The organism is Acidovorax sp. GW823-FHT05D11 (genome assembly GCF_058795695.1).
In genome coordinates this window covers 1,535,105-1,548,344 of record NZ_CM179502.1, presented here as the reverse complement: position 1 = coordinate 1,548,344, position 13,240 = coordinate 1,535,105, and the positions used below count along the sequence as shown (strand labels likewise).

Annotated in this window: 12 protein-coding genes and 1 riboswitch; of the genes, 6 read left to right on the top strand and 6 right to left on the bottom strand. The window is 69.2% G+C overall.

Going from position 1 to position 13,240, the window contains the following annotated elements; genetic code table 11:
* Positions 1–145: 145 nt before the first annotated feature.
* The 3 genes from AC3RCE_RS07085 (at position 146) to AC3RCE_RS07075 (ending at position 2,506) form a co-directional block, all read left to right on the top strand.
* Positions 146–544, top strand: a complete 399-nt coding sequence (locus AC3RCE_RS07085; protein WP_218293731.1) for a carboxymuconolactone decarboxylase family protein — start codon at positions 146–148, stop codon at positions 542–544.
* A gap of 14 nt (positions 545–558) precedes the next feature.
* Complete coding sequence (locus tag AC3RCE_RS07080) at positions 559–1,422, top strand: NAD(P)-dependent oxidoreductase (RefSeq protein ID WP_492254804.1); 864 nt, start codon at positions 559–561, stop codon at positions 1,420–1,422.
* A 115-nt stretch (positions 1,423–1,537) separates the two neighbouring features.
* Positions 1,538–2,506 (top strand): tripartite tricarboxylate transporter substrate-binding protein, encoded by a 969-nt coding sequence (locus tag AC3RCE_RS07075; RefSeq protein ID WP_492254803.1) that lies wholly within the window; start codon positions 1,538–1,540, stop codon positions 2,504–2,506.
* A 151-nt stretch (positions 2,507–2,657) separates the two neighbouring features.
* Here the strand turns inward: AC3RCE_RS07075 and AC3RCE_RS07070 are convergent, their stop codons facing one another.
* Both AC3RCE_RS07070 and AC3RCE_RS07065 read right to left on the bottom strand, forming a co-directional pair.
* Positions 2,658–2,879 carry a hypothetical protein gene (locus AC3RCE_RS07070; RefSeq protein WP_218293727.1) on the bottom strand — a complete coding sequence of 74 codons (222 nt, stop codon included), beginning with the start codon at positions 2,877–2,879 and terminating at the stop codon, positions 2,658–2,660.
* A 174-nt stretch (positions 2,880–3,053) separates the two neighbouring features.
* On the bottom strand, positions 3,054–3,986 hold the full coding sequence (locus AC3RCE_RS07065) for a LysR family transcriptional regulator (RefSeq protein ID WP_492254802.1): 933 nt from the start codon (positions 3,984–3,986) through the stop codon (positions 3,054–3,056).
* A gap of 181 nt (positions 3,987–4,167) precedes the next feature.
* Between AC3RCE_RS07065 and AC3RCE_RS07060 the strand changes: the two genes are divergently transcribed.
* Both AC3RCE_RS07060 and AC3RCE_RS07055 read left to right on the top strand, forming a co-directional pair.
* The gene (locus AC3RCE_RS07060) at positions 4,168–5,373 is read left to right on the top strand and encodes an acyl-CoA dehydrogenase (RefSeq protein ID WP_492254801.1); all 1,206 of its coding nucleotides are present in this window, start codon (positions 4,168–4,170) and stop codon (positions 5,371–5,373) included.
* A 177-nt stretch (positions 5,374–5,550) separates the two neighbouring features.
* Positions 5,551–6,819, top strand: coding sequence for a CaiB/BaiF CoA transferase family protein (locus AC3RCE_RS07055; protein ID WP_218341694.1), 1,269 nt, complete (start codon positions 5,551–5,553; stop codon positions 6,817–6,819).
* A gap of 77 nt (positions 6,820–6,896) precedes the next feature.
* Here AC3RCE_RS07055 and AC3RCE_RS07050 read toward each other — a convergent pair whose 3' ends face one another.
* Complete coding sequence (locus AC3RCE_RS07050; RefSeq protein ID WP_492254800.1) at positions 6,897–8,564, bottom strand: ankyrin repeat domain-containing protein; 1,668 nt, start codon at positions 8,562–8,564, stop codon at positions 6,897–6,899.
* A gap of 352 nt (positions 8,565–8,916) precedes the next feature.
* On the opposite strand from AC3RCE_RS07050, the gene AC3RCE_RS07045 reads away from it, so the two are divergent.
* Positions 8,917–10,494, top strand: a complete 1,578-nt coding sequence (locus AC3RCE_RS07045) for a methyl-accepting chemotaxis protein (RefSeq protein WP_218293721.1) — start codon at positions 8,917–8,919, stop codon at positions 10,492–10,494.
* 159 nt (positions 10,495–10,653) lie between these two features.
* On the opposite strand, the gene AC3RCE_RS07040 is transcribed toward AC3RCE_RS07045, so the two are convergent.
* From AC3RCE_RS07040 to AC3RCE_RS07030, 3 genes are all read right to left on the bottom strand, one after another.
* Positions 10,654–11,184 (bottom strand): 6,7-dimethyl-8-ribityllumazine synthase, encoded by a 531-nt coding sequence (locus tag AC3RCE_RS07040; protein ID WP_492254799.1) that lies wholly within the window; start codon positions 11,182–11,184, stop codon positions 10,654–10,656.
* A 201-nt stretch (positions 11,185–11,385) separates the two neighbouring features.
* Positions 11,386–11,566: riboswitch (FMN riboswitch) on the bottom strand.
* Positions 11,567–11,653: 87 nt separating this feature from the next.
* A complete protein-coding gene (locus AC3RCE_RS07035) occupies positions 11,654–12,136 on the bottom strand; it encodes a hypothetical protein (RefSeq protein WP_492254798.1) in 483 nt (160 codons plus the stop codon).
* Positions 12,137–12,259: 123 nt separating this feature from the next.
* Positions 12,260–13,192 carry a LysR family transcriptional regulator gene (locus AC3RCE_RS07030; protein ID WP_218294425.1) on the bottom strand — a complete coding sequence of 311 codons (933 nt, stop codon included), beginning with the start codon at positions 13,190–13,192 and terminating at the stop codon, positions 12,260–12,262.
* Positions 13,193–13,240: the final 48 nt, after the last annotated feature.

Here is a 13,240-nt window from a genome sequence, read left to right as displayed (position 1 = left end):
TGAATCACTCGTCAATCCACATTTTCCATATGTATGATTGTCTGACAATCCTAATAAAGTTCATCCACTGCAACGCCGCGTTGCCGGCCTTCTCTCCCCCCCTCTCTATCTATCTATTGATCCCTTGCCACCCCAGGAGCCTTCCATGACCCGCCCCTACGCCCCCAAGAACCCCGCCCTCTTCGACCAGGGCCTGTCCACCCGCCGCGAGGTGCTGGGCGCAGAGTACGTCGATGCCTCGATCAAGAACGCGACCGACTTCAACATCGACATGCAGGAACTCGTCACCCAGTACTGCTGGGGCGATGTGTGGAACCGCCCGGGCCTCGACCGCAAGACCCGCTCTTTCCTCAACCTGGCGATGATCACGGCGCTCAACCGCCCGCACGAGCTCAAGCTGCACGTGCGCGGCGCCATCCACAACGGCCTGACCAAGGACGAGGTGAAGGAAGTCTTCCTGCAGACGGCCATCTACTGCGGCGTGCCGGCGGCTATCGACTCGTTCCGCGTGGCCTCGGAAGTGTTCAAAGAGATGGACCTCTGAGCAGGGGCGCGACGATGAGCCGCATCGCATTCATCGGCCTGGGCATGATGGGCCAGCCCATGGCCCACCTGCTGCACGCCGCAGGCCACCCGCTCGTGGTGAAGGACGCCCATCCTGAAGCCGAGGCGCAGTTCGCCGCGTCGCATGCCGGTGCCGTGGTGGCCACCGACAATGCCGCGTACGCAGGGTGCGACGTGGTCATCACCATGCTGCCCAATTCCGACGTCGTGGACGCGGTGGTGGCCGACCTGGCACCCCACCTGCGGGCCGGGGCCTGCGTCGTCGAGATGAGCTCCGCCGACCCGATCCGCACGCGGGCCCTCGCAGCCTCGCTGCGCGGCACGGGGATCGCGCTGATCGACGCACCCGTCTCCGGCGGCGTGAAGAAGGCCGTCAATGGCACGCTGGCCATCATGGTGGGCGGCGACCCCGAAGATTTCGCCCGACAACGGCCGGTGCTCGAAGTGATGGGCAAGGCCATCAGCTACGTGGGCCCCGTGGGCGCGGGCCACGCGCTCAAGGCGCTGAACAACTACGTGTCCGCCGCCGCGCTGATCGCCACGGCCGAGGCCATCCACGTGGGCGCGGCCTTCGGCATCGATGCGGCCACCATCGTGGATGTGATCAACGCATCGACCGGCAAGAACAACACGACCGAAAACAAGGCCCACCAGTTCATGCTGAACCAGGCTTTCAACTCGGGCTTCTCGCTGGCGCTGCAGGCCAAGGACGTGGGCATCGCGGCCGGACTGGGCCGCTCCCTGCAGGTGCCGATGGACCTGGCCCAGAAGGTGTACGCCATGACGGCCGATGCCAGCGCCGCGCTGGGCCCCAGGGCCGACCACACCGAGCTGTACCGGTTCGTCGGCAAGCCCTGACCGTCCCCCCGGGCACCCGGCAGGGCGCCCGCCGCAAGCCAGCAAACAAACAAGCAAGTGCCACCGCCTGGCAGGCCGGGCCTTGGCTGCTCTCACCCTTTCCGGAGACAAGACAATGCGCAACCAGACAAAGACCCTGCTCGCGGCCGCGCTGGCCCTGGCCTCGACGGCGGTGGCCGCCTTTCCCACCAAGCCCGTGACCATCGTGGTGCCCTATGCGGCCGGGGGCTCCACCGACGTGCTGGCCCGCGTGCTGGCCGAGGCCATGGCGCGCGACCTGGGCCAGCCGGTGATCGTGGACAGCGCGGGCGGAGCCGGCGGCACCATCGGCACCGCCAAGGTGGTGCGCGCGCCCAATGACGGGCACACCGTCCTGCTGCACAACATGGGCATCGCCACGGCCCCGGCGCTGTACAGCAAGCTGGCCTTCGACGTGAACAAGGACCTGGAGCCCATCGCCCTGGCCGGCGAGGTGCCCATGATCCTGGTGCGCTACAAGAATTTCGCGCCCGCGACCGTGACCGAGCTGATCCAGCACATGAAGGCCAGGCCGGGCGAGGTGAAGTTCTCGCACGCGGGCGTCGGCGCCACATCGCACCTGTGCGCGATGCTGTTCAACCAGACGGCCGGCACCACCGTGACGATGGTGCCCTACCGCGGCACCGGCCCGGCGCTGCAGGACCTGGTGGCGGGCAACGTGGACCTGATCTGCGACCAGCCCGTGGCCACCGGGCCGCACCTGCAGTCCGGCGCCCTCAAGGCCTACGCCATGGCGACCAGGGAGCGCATCCCGACGATGCCGGAGGTGCCGACCTTTGCCGAGTCCGGGCTGCCGGGCTTCGAGCTGGCCGTATGGCACGGCGTGTACGCGCCCAAGGGCACACCACCCGCCGTCGTCGAACGCCTGAACAAGGCGGTGCGCGGGGCCCTGGCCGATGCCGGCCTGGTCAAGCGCTTCACCGACATGGGGGTCATCATCCCGCAGGGCGACCGGCTCAAGCCCGAGGCGCTGCGCCAGCAGACCGCTGCCGAGATCAGGCGCTGGGATCCCGTCATCAAGGCGGCCGGCGCCAAGGCGGAGTAAGCGCGCAGCCGCCAAAGCCCCCGCGCAGGGCGGCCGCACGGGCCCATGAGGACGGTTGCGCTGGCGAACGCGGCCCCGCGCCACGCCTTGGCCGGGCCCGGCCACCACCGGCAGGCCCAGGCCGCCGGGAAAGCGACCCGGGAAAATCGGCTCAGTTGTTCTGCCTGCGCACCAGGTGGCGGCCGGTGTCGGTGATGGTCAGCTGGCCCGACGCATTCTTGGTGATGAAGCCGTGTTCGTACAACCGTCCGGACATATGCTCCTTCAGCGCTGAAACCACGCTGATGTTCTCCATCTCCAGGTGCTTCAGCGTGGCGAGTTCGTCCACCGTGGGCTCGAAATGGGGGGCATGGTAGGTTGCGTTCAATGACATAACGGCTCCTTGATGAAATAGTAAAGGTATGAGGTGCCTGGTACGGCCCACCGGGCCGCCCGCTGGGTGTGACCCTTGCACACCACATACGTTCCGTCCATCTTCTTCCCGCCGCCTGCAGCGAGTGCCACCAGCGTAGCCCTGTCCGCCGCGGGGCGCAAGCCGGCAAGCGCCCTACTCTGCCGCAGCCCGCGCGGCGTCTTGAAGCCACTTAGAGAACACCGCCAGCACGGGCGGCTGCGCCTGCGCGGGGCTGACGAGGTAATAGCCCCGCTCCCCCCGCAGGGGCCGCGCGCAGGCCACCACCAGTTCGCCGCTGGCCAGCTCGGCCTCGATCAGCAAGGGCGGAATCAACGCCACGCCCAGCCCATGCGTGGCCGCCACGGCGAGCATGGAGAACAGTTCGTAGCGCGGCCCGTCCAGCGCATGGGGTGCGTCCACCCCCATGGCGTCGAACCACTGGCGCCAGCCGTAGGGGCGCGTGCTCTGCTGCAGCAGGGGCAGCCGGGCCAGCGCATCGGCGGCCACGGGCTGGTGGGCGCGCCCGCGCGCGCGCGGCGCGGCGGATTCGAGCAGGCGCGGGCAACACACGGGCAGCACATCCTCGTGCATCAGCAATTGCGCCTGCACACCGGGCCAGTTGGCCACCTGCTCCGGGGTGCCGGCGTACAGGGCCGCGTCAAAGGTGGTGTCGGCGAACAGAAAAGGGCGCGTCTGCGTCTCGATGTGCACCACGATGTCGGGGTGCAGCTGGGCCAGCTGCGGCAGGCGCGGAATGAGCCAGCGCGTGGCGAACGTGGGCACCGCCGCCAGCGACAGCGTGCCGCCCTCGCCCTGGTGGGCCATCACGTCGAGCGTGTCGCGCTCCAGGCCCTGCAGCCAGCGCGCCACCTGGCGGCCGTAGTGCGCGCCGGCGGGCGTGAGCACCACACCGTGGCGCGTGCGGCGAAACAGCTGCACGCCCAGAAACTCCTCCAGCGCCTGGATCTGGCGCGAGACGGCGCTTTGCGTGAGCGAGAGTTCCTGCGCGGCGCGGGTGTAGCTCTCGTGCCGGGCGGCGACTTCAAAACAGGCCAGTGCCTGGGTCGATGGGATATTGCGGCGCATGATGAAAATGAACTTTTAAGGGTCCGGCTAAGCATCTGATCTCTAACTCAAAGTATTTCATACATTCCAGTTATGCATATCTGGATGAAAAGAACTCGCTTGCGGCGCGCTGGCGCGAGGCCTACGATCTGCCCCAGAACACCTTTGTTGCCACTCTTTTTTTCCACCTGGAGACACGCACATGGCCCACGCCGCCTTTCAATGGGATGACCCTTTCCTCCTGAGCCAGCAACTGACCGACGACGAGCGCGCCATCCGCGACGCGGCCGCCGCCTACTGCCAGGACAAGCTGGCCCCGCGCGTGCTGGATGCCTTCCGCCACGAGAAGATGGACGTGAGCATCTTTCGCGAGATGGGCGAAGTGGGCCTCCTGGGCCCCACCATCCCCGAGCAGTACGGCGGCCCCGGCCTGTCGTACGTGGCCTATGGCCTGATCGCCCGCGAGGTGGAGCGCGTGGATTCGGGCTACCGCTCGATGGCCAGCGTGCAGTCGTCGCTGGTGATGGTGCCCATCCATGAGTTCGGCACCGAAGCGCAAAAGCAGAAGTACCTGCCCAAGCTCGCCAGCGGCGAGTGGATCGGCTGCTTCGGCCTGACCGAGCCCGACCATGGCTCCGACCCCGGCAGCATGGCCACGCGCGCCTACAAGGTCGATGGCGGCTACAAGCTCAAGGGCAGCAAGATGTGGATCACCAACAGCCCCGTGGCCGACGTGTTCGTGGTCTGGGCCAAGGAAGTCATCAAAGGCGGCGATGGCAAGGATGTTGTGGGCCCCATCCGCGGCTTCGTGCTGGAAAAGGGCATGAAGGGCCTCACGGCCCCCGCCATCCACGGCAAGGTGGGCCTGCGCGCCTCCATCACCGGCGAGATCGTGATGGACGACGTGTTCGTGCCGGAAGAGAACGCGTTTCCTGAAGTGCAGGGCCTGAAGGGCCCCTTCACCTGCCTGAACAGCGCGCGCTACGGCATCGCCTGGGGCGCGCTGGGCGCGGCCGAGTTCTGCTGGCACACCGCCCGCCAGTACACACTGGACCGCAAGCAGTTCGGCCGCCCCCTGGCCGCCAACCAGCTCATCCAGAAGAAGCTGGCCGACATGCAGACCGAGATCGCCATCGGCCTGCAGGCCTGCCTGCAGTTCGGTCGCATGAAGGACGCGGGCACCGCCAGCGTGGAAGGCACGTCCATCATCAAGCGCAACAGCTGCGGCAAGGCCCTGGACATTGCCCGCCTGGCGCGCGACATGATGGGCGGCAACGGCATCAGCGACGAGTTCGGCGTGGCCCGCCACCTGGTGAACCTGGAAGTGGTGAACACGTATGAAGGCACGCACGACGTGCACGCGCTGATCCTGGGCCGTGCGCAGACCGGCATCGCGGCGTTCAGCTGACACCCCCCTGAGGCGCCGCGCGCCTTCCCCCTTTTCTCGGCTTCGCGGGGAAGGGGGACGACGCCGGTGGCCTGGAGACACGCCCGCCGCGCCTCCCACGCCCATTCAATACGATTTTGGCCTCTAGCGCTTACTGAACAAGCGCAAGCAGCTATTCAAGTTATAGCAATCACTACCATGACCACATCCAACGCAGGCGCCCTCGCAGGCATCAAGGTGCTCGACCTCTCCCGCGTGCTCGCGGGCCCCTGGTGCACGCAGGTGCTGGCCGACCTGGGGGCGGACGTGGTGAAGGTGGAGCGCCCCGGCGTGGGCGACGACACGCGCCAGTGGGGCCCACCCTTCCTGAAGGACGCCGAGGGCAACGACACGAACCAGGCCAGCTACTACACCGCCTGCAACCGCAACAAGCGCTCGGTGACCATCGACATGGCCTCGCCCGAGGGCCAGGCGCTCATCAAGCAAATGGCACAAGAGGCGGACATCGTGGTGGAGAACTTCAAGGTCGGCGGCCTGAAGCAATACGGCCTGGACCACGAGAGCCTGCGCGCGCTGAACCCGCGCCTCATCTACTGCTCCGTTACCGGCTTCGGCCAAGACGGGCCCTACGCCGAGCGCGCGGGCTACGACCTGATGGTGCAGGCCATGACGGGCCTGATGAGCATCACCGGCCAGGCCGACAGCCAGCCCGGCGGCGGCCCGATGCGCGTGGGCGTGGCGGTGATCGACCTGTTCACCGGCCTGTACGCCAGCAACGCCATCCTGGCCGCGCTGCATGTGCGCGACAACGCGGCCACTGGCACGGGCCAGGGCCAGCACATCGACATGGCCCTGCTCGACGTGGGCATGGCCGTGCTGGCCAACCAGGCCTCGGGCTTCCTCGCCACCGGCAAGGCGCCCGGCCGCATGGGCAACAGCCACCCCAGCCTCGCGCCCTACCAGGACTTCCCCACGCAGGACGGCAACATGCTGCTGGCCATCGGCAACGACGGGCAGTTCCAGCGCTTTTGCGCCGCCGCCAACCAGCCCCAGTGGGCGACCGACCCGCGCTACGCCACCAACACCCTGCGCGTGCAGCACCGCACCGACCTGATCCCTGCGATGGAGGCCGTGACGCGCACGCGCACCACGGCCGACTGGATCACGCTGCTGGAAGACAAGGCCGTGCCCTGCGGCCCCATCAACACCATCGCCCAGGCCTTTGACGACGCGCAGGTGCAGGCCCGGGGCCTGGCCGTGACGCTGCCGCGCTGGAAGGACGGCGAGGCCGCCACCGACAACGTGCGGCAGATCACCGGCGTGGCCAGCCCGCTGCGCCTGTCGGCCACGCCGCCCGTGCTGCGCAACGCGCCGCCGGCACTGGGCCAGCACACGGACGAGGTGCTCGCCGAAATGGGGCTGGACGCGGCGCGCATCGCGGCGCTGCGGGCCTCGGGCGTGGTGTAGCCCCTCACTGATTTACCCGCTCTTGCGCAACGCCCCGCGGCATCCCGCCGCGGGGCGTTGGTCTTTTCGCGGCCACGCTACTTCGGTGCTTGCGGCAGCGGTGCGGCGGCGCCCAGCAGGCAGTCCGCGACCTCGTCAGAAAACCGCATGGGGCGGCCGTCCAGCCACACGGCCTCGGAGCCCTGGGGGTCCGGCGCGGCGGGTGGCAATCCATGGTCCAGCAGCGCCTGCGCGCAGCCCGCCCAGTCGCCATCGGGCTCGGGCGTGTTGATGGAGCCCCACGACAACGCGCCGCAGGCGTTGTCCTCAAAGCCATGCCGGGCCTGCCAGCGCGCGCCGTGCTCCAGCAGGAAGCGGGTGAGCGCCGCGTCGCCCCGAAAGATGGCCAGGTGCAGCGCCGTACCGTCCCAGTCGCCCCCTGTGGTGTCGATGGGCCAGCCCAGGCGCACCATGAGCCGCACGGCATGGCCGCAGTCCGCCTGGGCGGCCAGCTCGGGCAGCAGGCGCTGCTGGGGCAGCGACAGCGCGTCCAACAACCCGGGCCGCGCGGCCAGCAGCGTGCGTGCTTGCGCCTCGTCGGCCTGGGCACACGCGGCCACGAAGCGCTCGTCGACAGGCACGTCGCCCTCGCCCACCGCCGCGCGCAGAAAGGCCGCCACCCCGGGCAGTCCGTAGCGCAGCGCCTGGATGTGCGCGGGCGTGCCATCGGCGGCACAGGCAGCCGGGTCGGCGCCCGCCGCCACCAGGGCCTGCACATGGGCCAGCGACCGCCGCCGCCGGATGGCCCAGAGCAGCGGCGCCGCACCGCCCGGCGCCGCGCCATCGGCAGGCTGCTCGTTCGCGTCCGCACCATGCGCCAGCAGCAGTTGCAGCGCGGGCAGGTCGTCCATGTCGAGCACGCGGCACAGCGCGTTCGTGCCCGGCACCCGCGCGCCCGCCTCCAGCAGCAGCCGCGTGCAGTCCAGGCTTCCGAGCGCGTGGTACAGCGATTCGCCATCGTTGGGGTCCGCGCCCGCGTCCAGCAGCAGGCGCGCCATGCCCGCGTGCTGGTTCTGCCCGGCCGCGCCATACAGCGCAGACAGCGGGTGCGATGCATCAGGCTCGGCCAGCGAGGCGGGCGGCCAGCGGTTGGCCACGCACTGGTTCGCATCGGCCCCGGCCTCCAGCAGCAGCGCCACGCAGGCCTGCAGGCGGTCGGCAAAGGCCGGCAGCCGCGCCAGGCTCGAATGCGCCACGGCCACCAGCGGCGGCAGCTGCAAGGGCCCGCCAGGGCGGTGCACCCAGCCCGGGTCTTGCGCGATGGCCTCGCGCAGCCGGGCCTCATCCCCCACGGCGCAGGCCAGCCACGGGTCTTCGTCCCGGGGGATGGCGCCATCGGCCCACAGGCGCTCGGCCAGCCCCGGCCGGGCGCTGTGGTTGCCGCCCGCGATGTCGCCCGCATAGACCAGGCGCAGCCATTGCAGGGTGGCGCGCACCGGGTCGTCCACCAGCGCGCGCCGCGCCAGCACAAAGCCCTGGAAGTCGGCCCAGGACGCAAAGCCATGCTCGCGCGCCAGGCAGGACTGCGCGTCGTGCAGCCGAAGGCCCTGGGCGGCGATGGCGGCATCGCCCTGGCCCGCAGCCGCCGGCAGCGCGGCGCGAAAGCGCGCCAGCGCCTCGGGCTCGCCGCTGCGGCAGCCGGCGAGCAGGTCCTTGGCTTGTTTCTTGAGATGGCCCAGGTCGGGCCGTGGGGGAATGCGTTTCACGAGAACCTCCGTGCATGGATCGCCGACGGCCCGCAAATCCGGCAGCACAAAGGATGAAAAGTCAGCTCTGCAAGGAGCACGAACGTGCTCCTGGAGTCGGCAAGTGGGTTCAACCCTTCCCGCGGGCCCGGGCGCGGCTTGCACCGCGGGGAGGCATCTTACCGCCGTGCGGCGCACCCCTTGCGGCATGGCGCGAATTCCGTGTACAAAAAATTACATCCGTCGCCATAATGGCAGCGGGAGTCTCCCCGCCGCCACGCCCGATGACAGGCCCGCAGAGACTTTGCAGCTTTCATTTTCGCGCCATGGGTGCATGCCGTGGCGCCGTTCCGTGGAACCTCAGGAGTCCGCCATGAAGCTCAGCCTCAAACTCCCCCTGGCCTTTACCGTGGCGTTGCTGCTGCTGTTCGCGGCGGCGCTGTTCGGCATCAGCCGCCTGAACCAGGCCCTGGGCACCTACCAGACCACCGTGGCGCAAAGCTTCGAGCACGAGCGATTGGCCTCCTCCATGCTCAATGACTTCAAGGTGCAGGTGCAGGAGTGGAAGAACGTACTGCTGCGCGGCAAGGACCCGGCCCAGCTCACGCGCTACTGGGCAGCGTTTGAAAAGCAGGAGCAGGCCATCGGCGTGCAGGCGAAGAAACTGCTGGCTGGCCTGCCGCCGGGCGAGGGCCGCGACCGCGTGGCGCAGTTCGCCCAGGCGCACGAACGCATGGGCGCCGCCTACCGCAAGGGCTTCGAGGCCTTCAAGGCGTCCGGGCACGATGCCGAGGCGGGCGACAAGGCGGTGCAGGGCATGGACCGCGAGCCCTCGCAGCTGATCGACCAGGCGGGCGAACTGATCGCCCGGGCCAGCAGCGAAGTGGCCGAACACGCCGCCGCCACCGCGCAGCGCGCCACCACCATCAGCCTGGCCGTGATGCTGGTGGTGTGCGCGCTCGGCATCGCCGGCGCCATCGCCTTCAGCCGCACCGTGGTGAACCCGCTGGACAACGCGGTGCGGGTGTCGCAGGCCGTGGCCAGCGGCGACCTGACCGTGGCGCAGCCCGTGCGCGGCAAGGACGAGATCGCGCTGCTGCTCAATGCGCTGCACGGCATGCAGCTGAGCCTGTCGAGCGTGGTGAGCCACGTGCGCCACAACGCCGACAACGTGGCCGCCGCGAGCACCGAGATCGCGCTGGGCAACAACGACCTCTCGGCGCGCACCGAGCAGCAGGCCAGCGCACTGGAGGAAACCTCGGCGTCGATGGAAGAGCTCAGCTCCACCGTGCAGGCCAATGCCGACAACGCGCGCCAGGCCAACCAGCTGGCCGTCAATGCGTCCACCGTGGCCGTGCAGGGCGGCGACGTGGTGGCCGAGGTGGTGACCACCATGAAGGGCATCAACGACAGCAGCAAGAAGATCGCCGACATCATCAGCGTGATCGACGGCATTGCCTTCCAGACCAACATCCTGGCGCTGAACGCTGCGGTCGAAGCCGCCCGCGCGGGCGAGCAGGGCCGGGGCTTCGCGGTGGTGGCCAGCGAGGTGCGCAGCCTGGCCGGGCGCAGCGCCGAGGCCGCCAAGGAGATCAGGAGCCTGATCCACGCGAGCGTGGAGCGGGTCGAACAGGGCACGGCCCTGGTCGACAGGGCCGGCGCCACGATGACGGAAGTGGTGGCCTCGATCCGCCGCGTGACCGACATCGTGGGCGAGATCAGCGCCGCCAGCAGCGAGCAGAGCGCGGGCGTGGCCCAGGTGGGCGAGGCCGTGATGCAGATGGACCAGGCCACGCAGCAGAACGCGGCGCTGGTGGAGCAAAGCGCGGCGGCGGCCGACAGCCTGAAGGTACAGGCGCAGCAGCTGGTGGACGCGGTCTCGGTGTTCCGCCTGTCGCCCGGCGAACACCCGGCGGCGGGGGCGCGCGTGCCCCGGCTGGCGGCGGCCTGACAGGACGGGCGGTCCGGGCGGCGAAGAAAATTGAATCAAAACGACCTCTAACGCCCAACCATCCAGCGCAAACAGCTATGTTTTTAATAGCACCATGAGCCTGTTCCTGTGCCATGGCGCGCGGCCCCGCCAGCGCGCCAGGCCACCCTCTGCGGCCGGTCAGTCGCCGTGCGCCGCTTCCAGCGCCTTGAACTGCGCCATGGCGCGCAGGCACGCGTCGGCCACCTCCGTGCCCTTCTTCACGAAATGCTCGCGGAAGAACTTCAGATGGTCTTCATGCTCGTGGAAGTCGCGCGGCGTGAGCACGGCGGACATCACGGGCACCTCGGTGTCCAGCTGCACGCGCATCAGGCCGTCGATGACGGCGGTGGTCACGAACTCGTGGCGGTAGATGCCGCCGTTGACCACCAGCGCACAGGCCACGATGGCGTCGTAGCGGCCGCTTTGCGCCAGGCGCTTGGCCAGCAGCGGGATCTCGAAGGCGCCAGGCACCTCGAACTGCTCGATCTGGCTCGCAGCCAGGCCGTTGCGGGCGAACTCCGCCACGGCGGCGTCGCGGGCCTGGTGGACGATGTCCCGGTGCCAGCCGGCGCAGATGACCGCAACGCGTTCGCTGCGGCGCGCGGAGTCTGCACGGCCTTGTTCGGCATTGGCAGCGGCGGCATGGTGGGAATGGAAGGACTGATTCATGGATTTTCTCGTAGCAAAGAAAAGGATTACCAGAATCAGGGCGCGCGCGAACAGGGCACACCACAACGGCAAGCAGGCACCCGCGCGCCGGGCCCGGGCAGCCGCACGGCGGCGCGCACGGCAAACCGCGCCCGCCCGCCCGCACCAGCGAACACCCGTACCACTGCACACGGGCACCCATCCCGATGGGCGGCCATGGCTTCGCGATCTCTTTCATCCGGACTGTGACCGTCGGCTCTGGCATCGCACCAGATCTGCTGACCCCGGGCCGCCGCCATGCCTGGCGCGGCCCGGGCGCTCGCGGGCTGCTGCGGTGCGGCTGTAGCAACAGCCACCCGCAGATACCGCCGGTGGGGAATTCCGCCCCGCCCTGAGAACGCTGCCGGCCCCCACAAGCTGTGGAGGCCAGCGGCGCGATTCTAGGGGTTACCCGCGGGGCGGGCCGTCGCCCAGGCGATTGCCTGCACCGTCAGCGGGGCCGTTCGAACCCGGCTTCGGCCCAGGCGGTGGCACTGGCGGGCGTGAGCTTGAACGTGGGCGGCACGGGCACGCGCGCCAGTTCCTCGCCCAGTTCATCCTGGGCGCTCAGGGTGGCCGTGGCGCCCTCTTCGTCGGGCACGATGGCCAGTTGCACGCGCAGGCGCTGGCCATTGACCGTGACCGCGACGTTCTTGTGGAGCTGTGCATGCAACTGCTGCTCGTGGCGGCGCAGCACCTCGCTGGCGGTCTTGACCAGGGTGTGGAAGGCCGAGACATCGAGCGGCTTGGGGTTCTTCTTGTCGCGTCCCATGGTCCAGGGCCCCACCAGCGCGGGCTCGGCCTCGCCCCGCAGCGTCATGGACACGGCCCAGCCGTCGTCGTCTTCGTTCTTGATGACCTGCGCGGTCCATTGGCCGTCGCTCCAACGGCGAGGCTCCTGGATGGTGTCGGGCGTGTCGGGGGTGTCTTGCATGGGGAAAAGGGTCGCAGAAGATTCAGGGAAAGGGCGCAGAGCATAACGGCCCCGGCACGGAGGCGGGAGCATGCATTTTCAATAACCGCTGGTTATTGATGGCGACCGGCGCCAGCCCCCCCGTCACGGCGCATCGGTCACCGGGTTCGCCACCTCGCGCAGCACGTCGGTGAAGGCCTGCATGGCGGGCGTGGGCGGCTCCCCCAGCCGGGTGATGAGGCCGTAGTCGGGCATGCGGTCCGGCAAGTCCACGGGGATGCGGGCCAGCAGGCCCTTGGCGATGTAGCGCTCCACCAGCGCCTGGGGCTGCAGCGACAGCATGTCGGTGGCCTGCATCATCTCCAGCGCGAACAGGAACGACGGGGTCTCCACCACGCCCGAGCCGAGTGCCAGGCCGCTCCGCCCGAAGATGTCGTCCGACACCTTGCGCACCGCGGTGGACGCGGGGTACAGGATCCACGGCCAGTGCGACAGCTCGGCCATGTCCAGGTCGCGCGCGCCGCGCAGGGGGTGGTGCAGGCCGCCCACCACCAGCAGCGGCTCGCTGGACAGGCGTTCGTAGTGGAATTGCGTGCGGTGCGCGTCGTCGGTGAAGCGGCCGATCATCAGGTCGATCTTGCGCTCGGCCAGCCACACGATCAGCTGGTCGCTGCTTTGCTCCAGCACCTTGAGCACCAGCAGCGGGCGCAGGCGCTGGATCTCGGCCACCGACGCCGTCAGCACGTGCGCGGCCGATCCCGTGATGGCGCCGATCGCCAGGTGGCCGTGGCCGCCCTCCTTGAGCGCATTGAACTCATCGACGAACTTGCGGTGGCCGGCGAGCGCGCTGGCGGCGTAGCGCAGCGTGAACAGGCCCAGTTCGTTGGGCCGCATGCCGCGCGACAGGCGCTCGAAGAGCCGCGCCTCCAGGATGTCCTCGATGTCCATCAGGATCTTGGTGGCCGCCGGCTGCGTGATGTGCATCTGCTCGGCCGTCAGGCGCAGGTTGCGCGTCTGGCCCAGGATGTCCAGGAACTGCAGGTGCCGAAAGCGCAGCCGCGCGCAGGCCTGCGCCATCGACAAGGGTTTACCCGACACAGGGGTGGAGGTCACGGCAACTCATCA